Annotated in this window: 20 protein-coding genes; 16 read left to right on the top strand and 4 right to left on the bottom strand. The window is 58.8% G+C overall.

Annotated features, from left to right (window positions below; genetic code table 11):
• Positions 1–32: 32 nt before the first annotated feature.
• Positions 33–566 carry a hypothetical protein gene (locus tag ALIPUT_RS08330; RefSeq protein WP_004329439.1) on the bottom strand — a complete coding sequence of 178 codons (534 nt, stop codon included), beginning with the start codon at positions 564–566 and terminating at the stop codon, positions 33–35.
• 113 nt (positions 567–679) lie between these two features.
• On the opposite strand from ALIPUT_RS08330, the gene ALIPUT_RS08325 reads away from it, so the two are divergent.
• The 6 genes from ALIPUT_RS08325 (at position 680) to trxB (ending at position 7,454) form a co-directional block, all read left to right on the top strand.
• Positions 680–1,240 (top strand): FKBP-type peptidyl-prolyl cis-trans isomerase, encoded by a 561-nt coding sequence (locus tag ALIPUT_RS08325; protein ID WP_004329438.1) that lies wholly within the window; start codon positions 680–682, stop codon positions 1,238–1,240.
• Positions 1,241–1,341: 101 nt separating this feature from the next.
• The gene (locus ALIPUT_RS08320) at positions 1,342–2,499 is read left to right on the top strand and encodes a WG repeat-containing protein (RefSeq protein ID WP_004329437.1); all 1,158 of its coding nucleotides are present in this window, start codon (positions 1,342–1,344) and stop codon (positions 2,497–2,499) included.
• Between the two features lie 423 nt (positions 2,500–2,922).
• Positions 2,923–4,650, top strand: coding sequence for a DUF4954 family protein (locus ALIPUT_RS08315; protein WP_004329435.1), 1,728 nt, complete (start codon positions 2,923–2,925; stop codon positions 4,648–4,650).
• On the top strand, positions 4,650–5,504 hold the full coding sequence (locus ALIPUT_RS08310) for a hypothetical protein (RefSeq protein WP_004329434.1): 855 nt from the start codon (positions 4,650–4,652) through the stop codon (positions 5,502–5,504). The genes ALIPUT_RS08315 and ALIPUT_RS08310 overlap by 1 nt, the downstream gene beginning before the upstream one ends.
• A gap of 4 nt (positions 5,505–5,508) precedes the next feature.
• The gene (locus ALIPUT_RS08305) at positions 5,509–6,510 is read left to right on the top strand and encodes a WG repeat-containing protein (RefSeq protein ID WP_004329433.1); all 1,002 of its coding nucleotides are present in this window, start codon (positions 5,509–5,511) and stop codon (positions 6,508–6,510) included.
• A gap of 23 nt (positions 6,511–6,533) precedes the next feature.
• The gene (trxB, locus tag ALIPUT_RS08300) at positions 6,534–7,454 is read left to right on the top strand and encodes a thioredoxin-disulfide reductase (protein WP_004329432.1); all 921 of its coding nucleotides are present in this window, start codon (positions 6,534–6,536) and stop codon (positions 7,452–7,454) included.
• On the opposite strand, the gene ALIPUT_RS12800 is transcribed toward trxB, so the two are convergent.
• On the bottom strand, positions 7,446–7,667 hold the full coding sequence (locus ALIPUT_RS12800) for a hypothetical protein (RefSeq protein WP_155813748.1): 222 nt from the start codon (positions 7,665–7,667) through the stop codon (positions 7,446–7,448). The two genes, trxB and ALIPUT_RS12800, sit on opposite strands and share 9 nt — an antisense overlap.
• A 260-nt stretch (positions 7,668–7,927) precedes the next feature.
• Here ALIPUT_RS12800 and ALIPUT_RS08290 point away from each other — a divergent pair, with 260 nt between their 5' ends.
• Positions 7,928–8,857 (top strand): ribonuclease Z, encoded by a 930-nt coding sequence (locus ALIPUT_RS08290; protein ID WP_004329429.1) that lies wholly within the window; start codon positions 7,928–7,930, stop codon positions 8,855–8,857.
• Complete coding sequence (locus ALIPUT_RS08285) at positions 8,854–9,603, top strand: TrmH family RNA methyltransferase (protein ID WP_004329428.1); 750 nt, start codon at positions 8,854–8,856, stop codon at positions 9,601–9,603. Before ALIPUT_RS08290 ends, ALIPUT_RS08285 begins: the two co-directional genes overlap by 4 nt.
• A 422-nt stretch (positions 9,604–10,025) precedes the next feature.
• Here the strand turns inward: ALIPUT_RS08285 and ALIPUT_RS08280 are convergent, their stop codons facing one another.
• The gene (locus tag ALIPUT_RS08280) at positions 10,026–11,240 is read right to left on the bottom strand and encodes a TPR end-of-group domain-containing protein (RefSeq protein WP_004329427.1); all 1,215 of its coding nucleotides are present in this window, start codon (positions 11,238–11,240) and stop codon (positions 10,026–10,028) included.
• A gap of 233 nt (positions 11,241–11,473) precedes the next feature.
• Here ALIPUT_RS08280 and pdxA point away from each other — a divergent pair, with 233 nt between their 5' ends.
• From pdxA to ALIPUT_RS08250, 6 genes are all read left to right on the top strand, one after another.
• Positions 11,474–12,568, top strand: a complete 1,095-nt coding sequence (pdxA, locus tag ALIPUT_RS08275) for a 4-hydroxythreonine-4-phosphate dehydrogenase PdxA (protein ID WP_004329425.1) — start codon at positions 11,474–11,476, stop codon at positions 12,566–12,568.
• Between the two features lie 305 nt (positions 12,569–12,873).
• Positions 12,874–14,829 (top strand): threonine--tRNA ligase, encoded by a 1,956-nt coding sequence (gene thrS / locus ALIPUT_RS08270; protein WP_004329423.1) that lies wholly within the window; start codon positions 12,874–12,876, stop codon positions 14,827–14,829.
• 152 nt (positions 14,830–14,981) lie between these two features.
• Positions 14,982–15,479, top strand: a complete 498-nt coding sequence (gene infC / locus ALIPUT_RS08265) for a translation initiation factor IF-3 (RefSeq protein WP_050751502.1) — start codon at positions 14,982–14,984, stop codon at positions 15,477–15,479.
• A 431-nt stretch (positions 15,480–15,910) separates the two neighbouring features.
• A complete protein-coding gene (locus ALIPUT_RS08260; protein WP_004329420.1) occupies positions 15,911–16,882 on the top strand; it encodes a long-chain-fatty-acid--protein ligase in 972 nt (323 codons plus the stop codon).
• Between the two features lie 148 nt (positions 16,883–17,030).
• Entirely contained in the window at positions 17,031–18,017 is a 987-nt protein-coding gene (locus ALIPUT_RS08255; protein WP_004329419.1) for a Stealth CR1 domain-containing protein, read from the top strand.
• Positions 18,007–18,930, top strand: coding sequence for a glycosyltransferase family 2 protein (locus ALIPUT_RS08250; RefSeq protein ID WP_004329418.1), 924 nt, complete (start codon positions 18,007–18,009; stop codon positions 18,928–18,930). The genes ALIPUT_RS08255 and ALIPUT_RS08250 overlap by 11 nt, the downstream gene beginning before the upstream one ends.
• Before the next feature lie 132 nt (positions 18,931–19,062).
• Here the strand turns inward: ALIPUT_RS08250 and ALIPUT_RS08245 are convergent, their stop codons facing one another.
• Positions 19,063–19,794 carry a YebC/PmpR family DNA-binding transcriptional regulator gene (locus tag ALIPUT_RS08245; protein WP_004329417.1) on the bottom strand — a complete coding sequence of 244 codons (732 nt, stop codon included), beginning with the start codon at positions 19,792–19,794 and terminating at the stop codon, positions 19,063–19,065.
• Between the two features lie 499 nt (positions 19,795–20,293).
• Here ALIPUT_RS08245 and ALIPUT_RS08235 point away from each other — a divergent pair, with 499 nt between their 5' ends.
• Both ALIPUT_RS08235 and ALIPUT_RS08230 read left to right on the top strand, forming a co-directional pair.
• A complete protein-coding gene (locus tag ALIPUT_RS08235) occupies positions 20,294–20,677 on the top strand; it encodes a VOC family protein (RefSeq protein ID WP_004329415.1) in 384 nt (127 codons plus the stop codon).
• Between the two features lie 60 nt (positions 20,678–20,737).
• Positions 20,738–21,316 (top strand): L-threonylcarbamoyladenylate synthase, encoded by a 579-nt coding sequence (locus ALIPUT_RS08230; protein ID WP_004329414.1) that lies wholly within the window; start codon positions 20,738–20,740, stop codon positions 21,314–21,316.
• Positions 21,317–21,381 lie beyond the last annotated feature (65 nt).

Here is a 21,381-nt window from a genome sequence, read left to right as displayed (position 1 = left end):
CTCCTTTTTATTTCACCCCGAAGGATTCGAGCCTAAAAACTCAACCCGGCACGCAGGACGATACCTCCCAGACCGCTCGAAGTGTCGGGAGCAGTCTGCTGCTGCACCTGGAATCCGAAGTCGATGTTCAGTGCCAGGACACTCCCCAAACCGAATTTCACACCGACGGCCGGCGCAGCATAAATACCGCCGTGCTTGTGGATGCCGTAACCGATATCCACTTTCAGATAGGGGGAAATCCGCCGGTCGAGGAAATAAACCTTCATATCGGCGAAAATCGGGACGAACGAACGGCCTCCGTCGGTGTACTCCCTGAAACTATCGTCCGGCATATCTCCCCGGGCGGAATAGTAGTTCCAGGCCACACCCAGGCCGACGAACAGTCGCGGGCCGATGCGCACGCCGTGGACGGTTTCCAGGACGAAACGGTCGTAGGCGTTCGATCCTACTCCGAAAGCGGTCCCCACACCGACCTCTCCCTGATAACGAATCCCCTGCCCGCTCTGCGCGAATACTGCGGGGAAGCACCACAGCGCCATGATCCATGCGAAGAATAATTTTTTCATCGTTTTCGCGTTAATAATACAATGTATAAATCCGTTTATTTCATCCCGATTGCAAAATCCGGGCGAAAATCGTATCTTTGTCACAATTACACTCAAATAATTTTCTGAAAACAATGAAAGTAGAAAAAAACAAAATGGTAGCGGTCGATTACAAACTGACCGTTGACGGCGCAATCGCAGACCAGTCCCAGCCGGGCGCTCCCCTCGAGTTCATCTGCGGAACAGGCATGCTGCTCCCCAAATTCGAGGAGGCGATCCTGGGCAAAGAGCCGGGCGAGAAGGTTGCCTTCACGCTCTCTCCGAAGGACGGTTACGGCGAGGTGATCGCCGAAGCGATCGTCGATCTGCCTAAAAATACATTCATGGTGGACGGCAAGCTGGCCGAAGACATCCTCTTCGCAGGTTCGCAGGTGCCGATGAGCGATGCACAGGGCAACCGCATGATCGGTACCATCAAGGAGGTGGGCGAAGAGACCGTGAAAATGGACTTCAACCATCCGATGGCCGGCAAGACCCTCAATTTCGAGGTCGAGGTCGTTTCGGTACGCGACGTAACGCCCGAAGACCTGCAATCGGCAGGCGGCTGCAGCTGCGGTTGCGACGGCGGCTGCGGCGATCATGAGGGAGGTTGCAGCGACCACAAGGGAGGCTGCGGCGAGGGCTGCTGCCACTAATCCGACACCGGAAAAGCGTTCCCGTACGCTTTTCTTCAATCCTGCAAGTGGAGAGCCTTCGGTTTTCCACTTGTTTTTATCTTCCCTTCATCCTGTTATCCATGCTCCATTCGATCCGCCAATTCATCGAGGCTCTTCAAGATCCCTATGGGCTGACCCGCACACTGGGAGAAATCGAAGTGTGCCGTTCTTCGGACGGCGAACCCCTGCGCTGGGTCGGCAACAGCGCGGTGGTTTTCAAAATCCGCTGCGGCGGCCGGTACAAAATGCTCAAATGCTACACACGGCCTATGGAGCATCTCGAAGCGATCTATCAAGAGAAACTCCTGCGGCAAGAGCTTTACGTTTGGCAGGCCGACGGGCAGGGCGAGTGGTGCGACGTGGTCATAGACGACTGGATCGAAGGGATCACGCTCTACGAAGCCGTTATGCGGGGCGCCGGCTCCGGCGACAAAGCGCACCTCAGCAACTTGGCCCGACAGTTCGACCGCCTGGCGCTGGAACTTCTCGAAAGCGACTGGGCGCACGGGGACCTGAAACCCGAAAATATTCTGCTGGACGAGAGCGGCACGCTCCGTCCGGTGGATTTCGATGCGATGTTTCTTCCCGTCTTCGCCGGAGAGAAAAGTCCCGAACTGGGCACGGCAGCCTACCAGCACCCCGGACGCACGGCGGAGGATTTCGACGCGTCGATCGACGACTACTCCATCGCCACGATCTCCACGACCCTGCACGCGCTGGCGCTCGAGCCCGGACTGCTCGCCCGCTACAACCGGGGAGAGGGACTGCTGCTCTCGCCCCGGAAAATCGTCCGGCACGGCTGTGCGGCCCACGCAGAATGCCTCGCACTGTTCGAAAAGGCGGGCGATGCCGTCCGCTATCGCATCGCCCGGTTGCTCGAATCCCCGCTGATGCGCCTGCCGAACTTGAAGCCGCTCGTCCGATACGCCGTTTGCGGGCCCGAAACTCCGGCCGACCGGGGCGAACTCTTCGTCCGGGACGGACTGTGGGGTTTCAAAATCGGAGAACGGGAATTGATCCCACCCATATACGACGCCGGTTTCGACTTCACCGAAGGCTTGGCCGCCGTCCGCACGGGACGCTGCTGGCATTTCATCGACCCCACCGGTGCCGTAGCGATCGACTGTTCGGACTGCAATGCGGTAAAACCGTTCGCAAACGGCCGGGCGATCGTCGTCCGCGACGGACAACGTCTGGCCATCGGCCGCAAGGAACCCCGAACCACCTTGCATATTTGACGGCGAACAACTATCTTTATCCGAAGAATACCTGTTCCGACAGGGTTGTTTCGCGGCAATCCGAAAAATAAATTTTCGATTGCCCGTCGCTTTGACTATCTTTGCAAAAGATAGAAGGCGACTCGGACAAGTTCGGACAAGTTCGGACAACCGACGGTCGAAGCAGAGGGCACTCGTGAACTCTGCCACGCAAAAAAAGAAACTAAAAGGGATGTTTGGCTCGCCGTCCACCTTTCGCTATCTTTGACATAGTTTTAGATAGGATGCGCCTCGAAAAACCGGGAATAAGTTCCCGTTTTCTCCCGGCTTTCGCTATCTTTGCAGAAGATCGGAGGCAGTTCGGCAATCTTTGCGTGCAAGCCCGCACGATTGCCCTCACCTTTCACGATCTTTGTCTTCAATATTTCGAATCGCAACGACGACATGACGGAATACAGAAAACCGACACCGGCCGAAATCGAGGCGCTCACGGCCGCCGGAAACAGCGCGGAAAATTGGGATGCCATCGAAGTCGCACAAGACTTCACCCCGGCCCAACTTTCGGGCTGTCGGCTAGAAGGACGCGTACAGATCGGGCGGGGAGCACGGCTGCGCCGCTGCACCATACGCAACTACCGCATCGGCGAAGAGGCGCTGATCGAAGGGGTTACGGCGCTCGAATGCCGCCGCGAATCCTCGTTCGGCAACGGAGTCCGGGTCGCCGCCATCAACGAGAACGGCGGACGTACCGTACGGATCTACGACCGACTCACCGCCCAGACCGCCTACATCCTGGCCGTCTATCGCTATCGCCCCGAGGCTGTCGAAGCCATCGAACGAATGATCGAACGCTACGCCACAGAGCGCCGCGACACCCTCGGTACCGTTGGTCCGCACGCACGCATCACCGGCGCCCGTTTCATCCGGGAGGTCAATATCGGGGAAGGAGCGACGATCGACGGAGCATCCCTGTTGGAAAACGGCACGGTCTGCGCCGGAGCTTATGTCGGCATCGACGTCCAGGCCCGCGATTTCATCGCCGCAGAAGGAGCCCGCATCGACGGCGGCACGCTTCTCGAACGCTGCTTCGCCGGCGAATGCTGCACGCTGGACAAACACTTCACGGCCGTCGATTCGCTCTTTTTCGCCAACAGCCACTGCGAAAACGGAGAGGCCGTTTCGATCTTCGCGGGTCCCTACACCGTTTCGCACCACAAATCCTCGCTGCTGATCGCCGGAATGTTCTCGTTCTTCAACGCCGGCAGCGGCGCCAACCAGAGCAACCACCTCTTCAAGAGCGGCGCAGTGCACCAGTCCGTCCACCTGCGGGGATGCAAATTCGGCAGCAGCACCTACATCATGGCTCCGGCCATCGAAGGACCCTTTACGCTGGTCCTGGGCCGCCATACGCAGCATCACGACACCTCGGCGTTTCCGTTCTCCTACCTGGTGGAACAGGACGGACGTTCGGCACTGATGCCGGGCGCCAACCTCACCAGCTACGGCACTGTGCGCGACATCGGGAAATGGCTCGAACGCGACCGGCGCACCGTCAAACGCGACCGGATCAACTTCGAGGAGTACAACCCCTATCTGGCCGGAGGAATGATCGATGCGGTCAATACCCTCAACTCGCTGGCGGAAGCGCACCCCGACGCGGAGAGTTATGTCCACAACCACGCCCTAATCCGCTCCACGCAGCTGCAAAGAGGTCTGAAGCTCTACAATAAGGCGATCGTCGCCTCGCTCGGCGCGATGCTCCGAAACGGCGAACCGGGTCGTGCGGACGGCACGGGTCGCTGGAACGATGTGGCGGGGCAATATGTTCCCCGCCGGGAGGTGAAACGTATCCTCGACGCCATTGCGAACGGCGGCATCGATTCGCTGGAAGGCATCGACCGGGCATTCGACCGGATAGCCGCCGACTACGACCATTACGCCCGCAGTTGGGCGGAAGGGGTGCTCGCGCAACTGCTCGGACACGCTCCCTCCCCAGAAGAGATCGCAGAAGCCGTGACAGCCGGAGAGCGAACCCGCGAAACGCTCCGTAAATCCGCCGAAGACGACCGGGCCCGCGACTGCTCGCCCGCCATGGCCGTCGGATACGGCGTGGATGCCGATTCGGAGGAGGAGAAAATGCAGGACTACCACACCGTAAGAGGAATCCGATAATGTACACCCAAAGTATCACGCGGAGCCACCGCACAGCCTTCATCCTGGCCATCGACCAATCCGGCTCGATGGCGGAGAAACTCTTGTTCCGGGGACGGCAGACCACCAAGGCCGAAGCCGTCGCCGAAGTCACCAACCGGCTGCTGTTCGAACTCATCGAACGGGCCCGGCGCAGCGACGAGGTGCGCGACTACTACGACATCGCGGTATTGGGCTATTCGGGCGACGGAATCGTATCGCTGCTGAACGATCCGGAGCCGCTGGTTCCGGTATCGCGGCTGGCCGCTCTGCCCGTCGATTTCGCAGAAACGGTCGTGGAGCGCCGCATGCCGGACGGCGAAGCCACCTTCCGCAAGATTTCGATGCCGGCCTGGATCGCTCCGAAAGCCGTCGGCCAGACACCCATGTACGAAGCGCTGCTGCAAATCCGCGACCTGACACAAGCGTGGTGCACGAATCCGGCCCACAGCGAAAGTTTTCCGCCCATCGTCTTCAACATCACCGACGGGGAAGCCTCGGACTGCGACGAACGCGAACAGCTTGCGATCTGCGAAAAGATCCGCACCATCGGAACCACCGACGGCAAGGTGCTCCTGATCAACATCCATATCGCCACCACGTCCGACTCACGTTCGCTGCTCTTTCCGACCGAAGAGGAGATTCCCGCCGACAACCGCTACGCAAGACTGCTGCACGACTGTTCGAGTCCGATGCCCGAAGAGCTTTCGGAGGCGATCCGACAGGTGCGGGGCGATCTGGCCAAGCCACCCTTCCGAGGAATGAGTTACAACACGTCGATCGCCGAACTCATCGCCATCCTCAACATCGGCTCGATCAGCATCAAAATACAGTAAAAAGATGACCGTTCCCACCCTTTATAACTTCACCGAAGCGCTCCAGGCTCCCGATCTGGCCTTTTCGACGCTCCGCGACTGCCGTCCCCGCCGGACGGCGACGGGAGGAGTAGTCCTGTCGCGCACCAGTCGCTTCGCCGAAGCGGAAATCGAATGGCAGAGCCGGAAATACCTGCTCTGCTTCCCGCTCTCGACAGCCTCGATCTTCGCCGTCGAACAGACAGCGGCCCGGCTTCGGTACCTCCGGACACCATTGCTTACCGAATACACGATCCTGCGCGACGAAATGACCTACACGGACGACACCGGGACGACCCGCACCTGCGATGTGGTGCTGCATCGGCTGCCCGAAGGGCGCCCCCTTTCGGTCTGCGCCGCAGAGTTCGATGCCGAATCCCTGCGGTCGGCGCTCGATAAACTGGAGGCGGGACTGTCCGAGCTGGACTTCAGCCACAACAACCTCAAACCCGGAAACCTCTACGTCACCTCCGACGGACGACTGATTCCCGTCCGGTACCATTTCGCCCGTTTCGGCGAAGGACACGACGCCGAAGGATTCGAACGTCTGCGTCAGTTCGTGCGCGAACAGGGCGGCAAGGGGCAGATGCTTTGCGACGCGGAACCGTCCCGCTACACCACGCTGCCCGAATTTCCGGGGCATCTGTTCGTGGGCGAGATGTCCGATCAACTGGTTCGTGTGGAAGACGAAACCGGCTACGGGTTCGTCGATACCGAAAACCGACCGGTTATCGCGCCGCAGTTCGTCTGGGCCGCCGACTTCCGCGAAGGACGCGCCGAAGTCCAGACCGCACAGGGCATGGGCCTGATCGACAAACGGGGGCGCTACGTGATCGAACCCCGCTACGAAATCGTCGATTACAACCCTTACACGGGCTGTTCCCGCATTCGGAGCGAAGGGCTCTGGGCGCTTGCCGACTACAACGGACGCATCGTCGGCGGATTCACACCGCGCTACATCGAAGAAAACGAATACGTCGAAGCTTAATAACTTAACAAAAAAAATACTTTATGGAAAACGTAAAATGTTTGATCATCGGCAGCGGCCCTTCGGGCTATACGGCTGCGATCTATACCTCCCGGGCGAATCTCTCGCCGGTACTCTACGAAGGGATCGAACCGGGCGGACAGCTCACCACCACCACCGAAATCGAAAACTTCCCCGGTTTCACCGAAGGCATCGACGGCCCCAAACTCATGGATAACATGCGCCAGCAGGCCTTGCGCTTCGGGGCGGATATCCGCCCGGGCGTCATTACCAGCGTCGATCTCTCCTCGCGCCCGTTCCACGTCATCGTGAACGGAGAGAAGGAGATCCAAGCCGAAGCCCTGATCATTTCGACCGGCGCCGCAGCCAAATACCTGGGACTGCCCTCCGAAGAGAAATTCAAGGGCATGGGCGTCAGCGCCTGCGCCACCTGCGACGGATTCTTCTACCGCAAGAAGGACGTAGCGGTCGTCGGCGGCGGCGATACGGCATGCGAGGAGGCCACCTACCTGGCTTCGATCTGCCGCCAGGTATATCTGATCGTCCGCAAGCCCTACCTGCGGGCTTCGAAAGCCATGCAGGAGCGGGTGATGAACACCCCGAACATCAAAGTCCTCTTCGAGCACAACACGGCCGAAGTGCTGGGCGATGAAACCGGCGTAACGGGCGCCCTGCTGCGCGACAACAAAGGCACGGAAACCAAAATCGACATCGCCGGCTTCTTCGTGGCGATCGGACACCATCCCAACACGGAGATTTTCGCAGACCAACTGGAACTCGACGCCGAAGGTTATATCAAAACCGCAGCGGGCAGCTCCCGCACCAGCGTCGAAGGCGTTTTCGCCGCCGGCGACGTGCAGGATCCCCACTATCGCCAGGCGATTACGGCCGCCGGTTCGGGTTGTATGGCCGCTCTGGACTGCGAGCGTTTCCTGTTACAATAATTCCCAGACAAAGAAAGGGAACGAACCGTCAAAGCCGTTCCCTTTCTTCGTCTCCGGCAGCCGGAAGGTTTCCGACCGTTCGAAACCCAGTCTTACAAAACCGGCGGGCGGAGAACACGGAAACCCTCGAACTTCTTCCAATTCCTGCAGCATGGGTTTCGACGCGGCTGTCACCCTTTTCGGAAAGGACGAGGAAGAACGGAAGGTATCCATTCCCTGCAACCCTTTTTGATTTTAAGGGCACAGGTTTTGACAGGACGATGCGATGGCCGGATGGGCATACTTTTAAGTATTCCCCAGTCGGAAAGAGCGAAAAAGGGGCGAAAGAGTCCCCATATCCTGCCGCCCTTTTTTGATTTTAGGGGTGCAGATTTTGACATGACGACGGACGACACGGAAGGGACATACTTCAAGTATCTCCCTTTCGGGGAGGACGAGGAAGGGCGAAAGATGCCCTATAAAATCGAAAAAAGATGAGTTTCAGCGTAACCATATTAGGCTCGGCTTCGGCCAAACCTACGCCCGACCGACATCCGTCGGCGCAGATCGTCAAGGTACACGAACAGCACTACCTGGTCGATGCCGGCGAGGGCGCACAACAGCAAATGTTCCGCTACGGAATCAATCCGCTGAAACTGCGGGCGGTATTCATCTCCCATCTGCACGGCGACCATGTCTTCGGACTCTTTCCGCTGATCTCGACGCTGGGGCTCTACGGACGCCGCACGCCGCTCAAGATTTTCGGTCCCGCGCCGCTGGGCGAAATGCTCGGATGCCACCTGCGCTACTTCGACACGCAACTACCCTACGAAATCGAATGGGTGGAAGTCGATACGACCCGGCACGCCCTACTGTTCGAAAACCGCACGCTCGAGGTGTGGAGCGTTCCCCTGCGTCACCGCATCCCCACCTCCGGCTACCTGTTCCGGGAGAAACAGCCCCCGCTGAACGTCCGCAAGGAGAAAATCACGGAATACGGACTCTCGATCGCCCGGATCACGGCCGCCAAGCGAGGCGAAGATATTCTGCTCGACAACGGAGACACGCTCCCCAATGCGGAACTGACCTACCGACCTTACGCGCCACGTTCATATGCTTATCTCTCGGATACGAGCTGGTCGCCCAAAGCGGCAAAACTCGTCGAGGGGGCCGATCTGCTCTACCACGAAACGACCTACGCCCACGCCGAGCACAAGATCGCCCGCGAGCGGGGTCACTCCACTACGGTCGAAGCGGCCCGCATCGCCCTCAAAGCCGGCGCCGGACGGCTCGTAATCGGACACTACTCGTCCCGCTACAAGGAAGAGAGCGTTCTGGTCGAAGAGGCCCGCACGGTATTTCCCGATACCCACCCGGCCACCGAAGGCACAACATTCACGATCGAAAAACGGCAGCAACCATGACCAAAGCCGAAATACAACTCGTCCGCTCGCTGGCCGACAAACGCAGCCGCACCGAACACGGGCTGTTCGTAGCCGAAGGACACAAGTTCATCGGGGAGCTGTGCACCTCCGCCCTGCGCGTCCGCAAGATATTCGCCCTGGAAGGGCTTTTCGAGGGCGGCGAAGTCGAAACCGTGTCTTCGCGTGAAATGGAGCGGCTCTCGCTGCTGAAGACCCCGTCGGATTCGCTGGCGCTGGTCGAAATCCCGCATCATCCTTTCCGGCCCGATACGGCACAACGGGAGCTGGTGCTGGCGCTCGACCAGGTGCAGAACCCGGGCAACCTGGGCACAATCATCCGCTTGGCGGACTGGTTCGGCATCCCCGAGATCGTCTGTTCCCCAACGACCGCCGACTGCTACAACCCGAAGGTCGTGCAGGCGACCATGGGGGCCATCCTGCGGGTCAAAGTCCACTACACGGCCCTCGAACCGTACCTGGCACAGGCTCGGGAGCGGAATATTCCCGTTTACGGGACTTTCCTCGAGGGGGAAAACATCTACTCGACACCCCTTACGCCGGGCGGGATCGTCCTGATGGGCAACGAAGGCCAAGGGATCGCTCCGGCCGCCGCACGACACGTATCGCACAAACTGTTCATCCCGCCCTATCCCGCCGACCGCAACGGTTCGGAATCGCTCAACGTAGCGATCGCCACGGCCGTCGTCTGCGCCGAATTCCGCCGGCAGGCGAGCGCAAAGAGATAAGACAAGTCCGAAAGACGAGAGAGAACCGGACCGGAGAGTCGGCATTCAGCCGGCAAATCCCCGTCCGGTGCATTTTTTAGTTTAGCGACTTTTATCTCCTCGGCGAACGATTTCGGGAAAAACGGGAAGTAATTACGTCAAACACAGACGGTTCTACGGCATAAGCCCGACGCCGGGCGAACATATATCGGAAAACAGACAACTGACAGCCGAAAAAGAACGGCAGCGATACGGAGGACCGGAATACCTATCGGAATTTCTCCCTCCCCCAAGCGCTCCGTTTCTTAGCCGGGCGCACATTCCGCCATTCTTAAAAAACGCCCCACACCGGCCAGCGACAGAATATACACTCCTGTTTCCGAGCGACTAAAAAACCCTCTCCGCAGGATCGGGAGAGGGTTCGGAACCAACGCAGACCGAAATCACTCCGCATACGGCGATGCCCAGAACCATTTGTCGTTGGTCGTCATGAAATGATACTCCCGGTCGCAATCATAGCCCTCCGGAATCAGCGCAACATAATAGATCGGATGCTTGCCTTCGCACCAGGTTTCGGTGTCGAACTCGCTCCGGTCGGAGCATACCAGGTAATAGAGGTTCTTGGCCATATAGGTATCGAGATAATGTTTCTGCGTCTGGGGCGACTCGTTGTTCCAGTTGGCATCCTCGTTCAGGAAATAGGGACGCCCGTCGCGCATCCGCTCCCGAACCTCCTGGATCGAAAGCATCACCCCGTTCTCATCGACCACGTAGGCATCGAACGTGGGATCGACCCAAACCCACTTGTCGAGCGTCGCGGAATAGACGACATTAATAACGTGACAGTCATTGACCATCTTCCGGGGCATGCAGGTCACGAAGCGCGACTTGAAACCCATCGCCAGATAGCACTCGTTGAGCACCTGAGCCATCATACGGCAGTTGATTCCCCGGTTCTCCTTGCGGCACACCTCGATCAGATCGATCGCGTTGCGAGAGGTCGGATTGCGGGAACTGCCGTCGTGACGTACCGCATTGTGCACCCAGTGCATCAGGTTCCGGATCTTCGACAGTTCGTCGCCGCTGCCGGCAATACTGTCCAAGTTGAAATACTCCCGCACCCGCACCAGATCGCGGTCGTTGGGATCGGCATAGCGGAACCGGGGAAGAGAATCCGTCGGCGCAGAGGAATCGTAAGGCCCCGCCTGCCGCAAGATCCACATGAAATCGCCCTGCTCACGAGCTTTTTCTACAGTCTCCGCATATCCCCTCTCGGAGCGGATATTGTCCAGATCGGGATCTTCGATCATCCAGGAGTAATCGCAGTTCCCGCAATCGACATAGGCCGCAAGGCTCGCCACAGCCGCCCTGCGTTTGTTCAGTCGGGACTGTGCACAAGCCAGGTTGTAATATTCGCCTCTCAAATAGCCGCCGTAATTCCACTCGTCGAGCTGCGTCCGGACACTATCGGGCAATGTCTCGAAAAGGCGGATCGCCTCCCGGTACTCACGCTCCGCTTCCGCATACCTCTTCGCTTCCATCGCCCGATTCCCACGCTCGCAACAGGAATGGACCGGAGCTAACAACTCTTCAAAACTCTGGGCCGGCGAAGCGGTTATGCAGAATGCCGCAACCACCGATAAAAGCAACTTTTTCATACACTTCCAATTTAATGGGTTCAAAACTTTCCGAAAGATAGAAAAAATTCCCCCCCCATAATTTTCGGCAAAAAAATTTACATCCGGTCATAATTTCGGCGCAAAATCCGCGAACTCCGAAAAAATATCCTATATTTGTAGATTGAAACAGAGCGTTTTCGCCCGGCAAACAGCGAAAAGACGGATTCTATCGTCGGATCGCGTGCGCGAAAACGGAACAAAGAATTTTATTTATGTCGGAAAACAGACTCAAAATAGGCATCACGCAGGGTGATCCGAACGGCATCGGCTGGGAAGTCATTCTCAAGACTTTCGCCGATCCGCGTATGACGGAACTCTGCACGCCCGTCATCTACGGATCCCTGAAAGCGGCGGAATTTTACCAGAAAACCATCGCCGATCTGGAACCCGTCCCCTTCCATATCGCCTCTTCGATACACGAGATACGCCGGGGCAAGATCAACCTGATTCTCTGCGGCGACGAAACGAAGATCGAGCCGGGTACGGCCTCGCCGGAGGCGGGCCGGGCGGCAGCCGAGGCGCTCCACGCCGCCGTGCGCGACCTGCGGGACGAACAGCTCGATGCACTGGTCACGGCTCCGATCGACAAGGAGTCGATCCAGTCGGACGACTTCCGCTATACGGGACACACCGAATTTCTGGCGGCCGAGCTGGGCGGCGAACCCCTGATGATGATGTGCAGCGACCTGCTCCGCATGGGATTGGTCACGATCCACATCCCGGTCACCGAGATCAGCCACGACCTGACCCGGCAGAAGATCGTCACACGGCTCGAACAGCTGCGTTCGTCGCTCAAGGCGGATTTCGGCATCGTCGAACCCCGTATCGCGGTGCTGGCACTCAATCCTCACGCGGGCGACGGCGGTCTGCTCGGTTCGGAAGAGGAACACATCATCCGACCGGCAGTCAATGAGGCTTACGAAAAAGGCATACTCGCTTTCGGCCCCTTCGCTGCCGACGGATTCTTCGCCAGCGGCCACTACCGGGATTACGACGCAGTACTAGCCATGTATCACGATCAGGGACTCACGCCGTTCAAGACCCTCTCGCCCGACGGGGTGAATTTCACGGCCTGCCTGGGCAGCGTACGGACATCGCCCGATCACGGCGTGGCGTTCGACATCGCCGGACAGGACAAGGCCGACCCGCAATCGATGCGCAACGCCATCTACCTGGCCACGGACATCGTGAACAACCGCCGCGCCTGGGCCGAATGGACGAGCAACCCGCTGCCGCACGCCGAGCGCGAACGGGGCGGAAGGGACTTGTCCGTGAAGGACCTGCCCGATACGGAGAAAGAGAGTTAAACCGGCTGAACGCGGCTCCGAAAACCGAACGGATAGTCGGCTCCGTAAATCGGACGGCACGCACTCTCCCGACGGTCCCGGCCGATTCAAGGCATAGTGTCATACGGCAACGGAGCCGATCCGGACAAGAAACCGCTTCCCGGCACGTTCCTTGTCACAAGCATAAGCGACAATCCGGCCCTATCCGCCTGCGCGGACAAGCCCGCCGGAAAGCCGCAGGCAAAACAGTAAAACCGGGCGAACCGGAGGTGTATTCCGTCTCGTAATTGTGGAAGCGCCGAAGGCCCCAAAACAATAATTTACAAATGATTAAAATCACCTTTCCGGACGGCAACGTCAAAGAGTTCGCCAAAGGGACTACGGCTTATCAGATCGCCGAGAGTATCAGCCCTCGTTTAGCTGCCGACTCCCTGGCCGCATCGGTAAACGGCGCGACCGTCGATCTCAACCGCGCCATCGAAGAGGACGCTTCGATCAAATTCTACAAGTGGGACGACCCCGAAGGCAAGCACGCTTTCTGGCACACCTCGTCGCACCTGCTGGCCGAGGCGCTCGAAGCCCTCTATCCGGGCATCAAGTTCGGCATCGGCCCGGCGATCGAGAACGGATTCTACTACGACGTGGACTCACCCGTGCCCATCACCGAAGCCGATCTGGAAACCATCGAGAAGAAGATGATCGAACTTTCGCGCAACAAGGAGCAACTCATCCGCACGGAAGTATCGAAAGCCGACGCGCTGAAGAATTTCACCGAAAAGGGCGATCCTTACAAAGTGGAGCTGATCCGCGACCTGGAAGACGGCACGATCTCGTTCTACACCAACGGCGCATTCACCGACCTCTGCCGGGGACCGCACCTGCCCAACACGGGGTTGATCAAGGCCATCAAGCTCACCTCGGTCGCCGGAGCCTACTGGCGCGGCAACGAGAAGAACAAGATGCTCACCCGCATTTACGGCATCTCCTTCCCCAAGAAGTCGATGCTCGACGAGTATCTGGCGATGATGGAGGAGGCCAAGAAACGCGACCACCGCAAGCTGGGCAAGGAGCTGGAGCTTTTCTGCTTCTCGCAACGCGTAGGCCAGGGGCTACCCCTGTGGCTTCCCAAAGGCGCTGCCCTGCGCGACCGCCTGGAACAGTTCCTGCGCGGCGTACAGAAGGAGTACGGCTACCAGCAGGTCATCACGCCCCACATCGGCAATAAGGAACTGTACGTGACCTCCGGCCACTACGCCAAATACGGCAAGGACTCGTTCCAGCCGATCCACACCCCGATCGAGGGCGAAGAGTATCTGCTCAAGCCGATGAACTGCCCCCATCACTGCGAAATCTACCGCTCGAAGCCCCGCTCCTACAAGGAGCTGCCGGTGCGCCTGGCGGAGTTCGGCACGGTGTATCGCTACGAGCAGTCGGGCGAGCTGCACGGCTTGACCCGTGTGCGCGGCTTCACGCAGGACGACGCCCACATGTTCGTACGCCCCGACCAACTGCTCGAAGAGTTCGAAAAAGTGATCGACATCGTGCTCTATATTTTCAAAACGCTCAAGTTCGACAACTATACGGCACAGATTTCGCTGCGTGATCCCAACAACAAGGAGAAATACATCGGATCGGACGAAAACTGGGAGAAGGCCGAAAGCGCCATCATCCAGGCCGCCAAGGAGAAGGGGCTCAACACGGTCATCGAATACGGCGAAGCCGCCTTTTACGGTCCCAAGCTGGATTTCATGGTCCGCGATGCCATCGGCCGCAAGTGGCAGTTGGGTACGATCCAGGTAGATTACAACCTGCCGGAGCGTTTCGATCTGACATACAAGGGCGCCGACGACAAGATGCACCGCCCGATCATGATCCACCGGGCGCCGTTCGGCTCGATGGAGCGTTTCGTAGCCGTGCTGCTGGAGCACACGGGCGGCAAATTCCCGCTGTGGCTCTCGCCCGACCAGGTGGTCGTGCTGCCGATTTCGGAGAAGTTCAACGACTACGCCGAGAAGGTCAGCGCCTACCTGAACAAGTACGACATCCGCTCGCAGGTGGACGACCGCAACGAGAAGATCGGCCGCAAGATCCGCGACAACGAGCTCAAGCGCATCCCCTACCTGCTGATCGTCGGCGAAAAGGAGGAAGCCGAAGGACTGGTATCAGTTCGTGCGCAGGGCGAAGGCGACAAGGGACAGATGACCCTCGAAGCGTTCCGCGACTATATGACCGATCTGGTCAGCCACGAGATCGACGCCAACAAAATGGAGCAAAAAAACTAAGTATTAACTAAATATTTCAGGAGGACAAAGCTATAGCAACACCACCTCGTCCATTCCCGCCGCGACCATCGACTCCCGGGAATAACAATTCACAGAAACCGAGGCTTCCAAGACCCGGTTTTCAACCGAAAAAAGCGGATAATCCGCACCGTATCAACGACGAGATCACGGCACCCCAGGTGCGCGTGGTCGGCGACAACGTCGAACAGCCCGTCGTACTCCCGATCCGCGACGCACTCAAGCTCGCGGACGAGATGGAGCTCGACCTGATCGAGATTTCGCCCAAAGCCGATCCCCCCGTGTGCCGCATCGCCGATTACCAGAAGTTCCTCTACCAGCAGAAGAAAAAGGCAAAGGAGCTGAAGGCCAACCAAGCGAAGGTCACGATCAAGGAGATTCGCTTCGGACCGCAGACCGACGACCACGACTACAACTTCAAGTTGAAGCACGCCGAGAACTTCCTCAAGGAGGGTTCCAAGGTCAAAGCCTACGTCTTTTTCCGCGGTCGTTCGATCGTGTTCAAGGAGCAGGGAGAAATCCTGCTGCTGCGTTTCGCCACCGATCTGGAAGAGCTCGCTAAAGTCGAGTCGATGCCCAAATTGGACGGCAAGAAGATGAACATGATCCTCGCGCCGAAGTCGAAAAAATAACGACAGACCGAGGGCAACACGGGCTCCGACCGTAAATACGACACACCCCGAGGGAGAAATCACATTTTCCCTTGGGGTGTTATTTGAATTTACGACACCGAATATTTCCCGACCGAACCGGAATTGGAATTGGGGACCCGGAGCACAAGCCGGGAAATTCCGCTTCGCACGATTCGCCGCAGGCAGAGCCGACAACCGGGCAGAGAAGGAGGAAAACAAAAAGTTAAGTTTGACTTGTCGCCCACCTTTCACTATCTTTGTAGAAGATAGGATACGCCTCTGAAAACTGGGAGCAAGCTCCCGTTTTCTTTTCGGCTTTCACTATCTTTGTAGAAGATAGGATGCGATTTGACGATCTCTGCGTGCAAGCCCGCACGATTGCTCTCACCTTTCACTATCTTTGACTGCGCTTTTAATCTTTCACCTGCACGATGACGACAACCGACAATATCTTCGCCCTCGAACCGGGAAATACACCCGCTTTCGAACGGACCGCGCTCGAAACTTTCCGGTTTCAGGCCGACCGGTGCGCCGTGTACCGCGAATACCTCGACCGCATCGGAGTCATACCCGCAGAAGTGACGCGGATCGAACAGATTCCGTTCCTGCCGATCGAGCTGTTCAAGCGACGCGAAGTTTATGCCGGCGACCGGCCCCCCGAAATCGTCTTCACGTCGAGCAACACGGGCGGCACGATTCCCTCGCGGCACTTCATGCAATCGCTGGCCCACTATGAAAAGGCGTTTCTCACGGCCTTCCGGACGTTTTACGGCGATCCGGCCGGGTGGAGCCTCTACGGATTGCTGCCCAACTATCTCCAGCGCGAAGGTTCGTCGCTGGTCTATATGGCCGACCGACTGATCGCAGCCTGCGGTTCGGGCGGCTTTTACCTCGACGACTACGAAAAACTGCTCGCGGACATGGCCCGCGATCCGAAGCCCAAAATCCTGCTGGGTGTCAGCTACGCACTCTGGGACCTCGCGGAGCGATACGCCCCGAAATTCGAAAATACGGTCGTGATGGAGACCGGCGGTATGAAAGGGCACCGGGAGGAGCTTCCGAAGGCCCAATTCCACCGCATCCTCTGCGAAGCGTTCGGCGTAGAAAGCATCCACTCGGAATACGGCATGGCCGAACTGACCTCGCAAGCCTACTCTTCGGGCAGCGGCATCTTCCGCACACCGGGCTGGATGCGGGTGCTCGTACGCGACGTGAACGATCCCTTCGACATCCGCCCGGCAGGTGTGCGGGGCGGGATCGACATCATCGACCTGGCCAACCGCTACTCCTGCGCCTTCATCCAGACGCAGGACATCGGCCGCGTCTTCGACGACGGCAGTTTCGAAATCGAAGGACGTATCGACCGCAGCGACATACGCGGTTGCAACCTGCTGGTACAGTAAACACCGGGGCTTCGGTATCTACGCAAAAAGGGATTCCTCGCAAAAACACCCCGAAGAGGGCGGCCTGAAAATCCCGCAGTCACCCGAAGATCGAAAAAAACGGAAACGGACAAGAACCCGAATAAAATTTAATTGCCAAACAGCAAAAATGAACGAGATAGATTTCGTAATCCTGTGGGTGGACGGCAACGATCCCGCCTGGCGCGAAGAGTTCGTCCGCACACGACAGGCGGAGAACGACGATGCCTCGGAGATCCGTTACCGCGACTGGCGCAATCTGCACTACTGGTTCCGGAGTGCGGAACGTTTCGCTCCCTGGGTGCGGAAGGTGCATTTCATTACCTGGGGACACCTGCCTGCGTGGTTACGGCGCGACCACCCCAAGCTGCACATCGTGAATCACCGGGATTTCATCCCGGCGGAATACCTCCCCACATTCAATTCGAACACCATCGAACTGAATATCCACCGCATCGAAGGGTTGGCCGACCGGTTCGTACTCTTCAACGACGACACGTTTCTTACGCGCGGCTGCCGGCCGGAGGATTTTTTTCGCCGGGGTGTGCCCTGCGACATGGCACGCCTGAGCGTCGTACAACCTTCGTCGGTCGGGCATATCATCTACAACGACCTGGAGCTGATCAACCGCCTGCACGATAAACGCACGGCTATCCGCAACCACATCGCCCGGTGGTTCTCGCCACGCTACGGTATCGTCAGCCTGCTGAAAACCCTCACGCTGTTACCCTGGGGCTTCTTCCCGGGTTTCAACGACTCCCACATGCCCCAGCCCTACCTCACGGAGCGCTTTCGGCAAGCCTGGGAACGCTGGCCCCAGGAGCTGGACGCCTCCTGCCGTCACCGAATCCGCTCCTTGAGCGATCTCTCGCACTGGCTCGTCCGTTACGACATGCTGGCCTCGGGAGCTTTCGCGCCCCGCTCGATGGCCGACTGCCGGTTGATGACCCTCACGGACGACTCGCTCGAAAGCATCTGCCGCGACATCGAACAGCAGCGCTGGCGGATGATCTGCCTGAACGACAGCGAGCACATCTCCGACTTCGACCGCCAATGCCAGCGTCTGTGCAAGGCTTTCGAGCGGATACTCCCGGAAAAATCGAGCTATGAAATCTGATATTTCGGTCGTCATTCCCCTCTATAACAAAGAGAAAGAGATCGCCTGCACCCTCCGTTCGGTGCTGGCACAAACCTCGCAGCCTCTTGAAATCATCGTCGTGGACGACGGTTCGACCGACGGAAGCGCCGCCCGGGTCGAGGAGATCGGCTCGCCCCTCATCCGGCTGATCCGGCAGGAGAACCGGGGCGTAAGCGCCGCCCGCAACCGGGCCATGCAGGAAGCCTGCGGAGAGTACGCCGCCCTGCTGGACGGGGACGATACGTGGGAACCGGGCTATCTGGCAGAAATCGAACGTCTGATCGCTGCCTACCCGGGCTGCGGAGCCTACGCAACCTCTTTCAACGTGGATGACGGACATCACCTGACACCGGGCGACACTCCGCAAACGGAGGGTGTCGTGGATTTCTTCACCGAAGCGCTCTCCCATTACGTGCTGATCCCCTCCTCGACTACGCTCCGGCGGGAACCGGCTCTCTCGCTGGGCGGATTCCCCGAAGGGATGCGCATGGGCGAAGATCAATACCTTTGGACGAAACTCGCACGCACCAGCCCGGTCTGCTTCTCCCCGGCCCGGCTCGTGCGTTACTCGAAAGCCGCTTCCAACCGTTCGGCAGCCATCTACCGCCCGGAACAGACGCGATTTTCCTTCGAAGACCTATACGAACCCGCCGCCCGCGATTCGAGCAACGAATACGTCGCCCGCGCAGCACTGGGCAAAGCCCTCGTCGTCAGCGCCAAAGGCGGCACGGCGGAAGCCGCGCGGGCTGCGAAATTCTTCGCCTACACCCGGCACGACCGGCGTACGCTGCGCAAACTGCGCATCCTCAACGCACTGCCCGTCCGCTGGCGCGGTCCGCTGCTCGCGGCCTACAACCGCCTGGCCTGGGCGATCGCCCGGAAAGGGATGTAACGAAACGCCGGGACGCAACCGCCGAGGCTCCGGCCGACACGACAGTCGGGCGAAGTCCCCCGCCCCCTCCGCCAAACAAAAAATCCCGGCATCGTGAAATGCCGGGATCGTCTTTATGTGCGAAACGAAAAACTACTCCTCTTCCGCCTCGTCCTTCATGGCGGTATAGACGTTCACCACGTCGTCGTCCTCCTCCAGACGCTCGATCAGCTTCTCGACCGCCTCACGCTCCTCGCCGTGAAGCTCCTTGGTATCCGTAGCGATGCGGATCGACTCGCCCGACACGATCTCGTAGTTCTGGTCGTCGAGCCATTTCTGGATCGCACCGAACGACTCATAGGGCGCCTCGACCGTAACGGTCGTTTCGTCTTCGGGTGCGAACTCGTCCACGCCCAGGTCGATCATCGAAAGCTCCAGCTCTTCGAAATCCGTACCTGCCGGCACGTGGAACTTGAACACGCACTTGTGCTCGAACAGGAAAGCCACGCTGCCGCTGTTACCCAGCGTACCGCCGCAACGACTGAAGTGCATGCGGACATTGGCCACCGTGCGGTTGGTGTTGTCCGTCGCCGTTTCCACCATGACCGCAATGCCGTGCGGGCCGTATCCTTCGTAGATCACCTCCTTGTAGTCGGCCGAATCCTTCTCCGTGGCACGCTTGATCGCACGTTCGATATTCTCCTTGGGCATGTTCTCCGCTTTGGCGTTCTGAATCAGGATGCGCAGGCGGGTGTTGGCGGAAGGATCGGGACCCGCCGACTTGACGGCTATTTCGATCTCCTTGCCGATCTTGGTAAACACCCGGGCCATGTGCCCCCAACGCTTCAACTTGCGCGCCTTGCGATATTCAAACGCTCTTCCCATAGTTTTCTATATTTTTTCAATTATTCAACGACTCTAACTCCCACACCCGAAACGTCTTCGGGGACCGGAGCGCGGCGCAAAATTAAGAAAAACAATTCATATTTTACAAGGAATATCCAAAAATGTCTAACTTTGCCAAAGGTTTTCGCCGCGCGAGGACCGGCCGGCTCTCCGGATGCGACCGCGTGCCTGAACGTCCGGTTCCGCGACCGGAAAAGCGGATCGCGTCGCCGCCTCCGGGAACGAAGCGAAACCGATTTCCCGCCCGCGTCGCCGCAAACGGAAGATGCAAACCGGCCTTACGACCACGACCCGGAGCCGTGAGCCATCCCGGAAACCGGGCGATCGCAGTATCGGGACGACAGCCGCTTCCGGCCCCCCGAACAGGAAACGACGAAAGCCTCTTTCCATTTCCGCGCTGCAAGGGCAGACGGAATCCGGACGCGCCCAACGGCGAAAACGAAACAGGATATTCAACGAAAACACGACAATTTTTTCTATGGAAATCAAAGCCCGCTTCGACCATTTCAACATCAACGTCACCGACCTGGAACGCAGCCTCGCGTTCTACGACCGGGCCCTCGGTCTGAAAGAGATTTCACGCAAGCAGGCCGACGACGGCAGCTTCATCCTCGCCTACCTGGGCGACGGAGAAACCGGGTTCCGCCTGGAGCTGACCTGGCTGCGGGATCACGCCGCGACGCCCTACGAATTGGGCGAGAACGAAAGCCACCTCTGCGTCCGCGTCGCGGGCGACTACGAAGCCGTACGCGCCTACCACAAGGAGCTGGGATGCGTCTGCTTCGAAAACCACGAAATGGGACTCTACTTCATCAACGATCCGGACGACTACTGGATCGAAGTGCTGCCCCTGAACCATTAACACAAGACGGCTCCCGGGAATCGCTCCGCTCCGGGAGTATCCGCAAATTCGAAAAACATTATGGCAACGGAAACCATGGAACAGGCCGTGACGGAGGCCGTCCGGATCCTTCGTGAAGGAGGAGTGATCCTCTACCCGACCGACACGGTCTGGGGCATCGGCTGCGACGCCACCAACGCCGAAGCGGTCGAGCGGATCTACCGCCTCAAGCGCAGCGAAAACAAGAAATCGATGCTGGTGCTCTGCGCCACGCCCGATATGGTCGTGCGGTACGTTCACAAGGCCCCCGGCATCGCCTTCGAAGTGCAGGAGCTGGCCACCAAGCCGCTCACGCTGATCCTGCCCGGAGCTTCGGGCGTCGCCGCGAACCTCATCCCCGAAGAGGGGACGCTGGGCGTACGGATTCCCGACCATGCCTTCTGCCAGGCGATGCTGCGCAAGCTGGGGCGCCCGATCGTTTCGACTTCGGCGAACATCTCGGGCGAAGATACGCCCCGCAACCTGGCCGAAATCTCCCGCGAGATCATCGACGGGGTGGATTATGTGGTCAATCCAAAATTCGAAGGCAAACCGACGGGCAAGGCCTCGTCGATCCTCCTTTTCAACGAAGCCGGAGAGTTCAGGATCATCCGCGAATAAAGCACCGACAGAACTCCGGCCTCTTTTTACCATCTACCAGGCAGAGAGCCTGTCCGGATCCCCCG

Source organism: Alistipes putredinis DSM 17216 (assembly GCF_000154465.1).
GTDB lineage: Bacteria > Bacteroidota > Bacteroidia > Bacteroidales > Rikenellaceae > Alistipes > Alistipes putredinis.
Note: the sequence above shows the minus strand (reverse complement) of the source record. Positions and strands in the feature narration are given on the sequence as shown.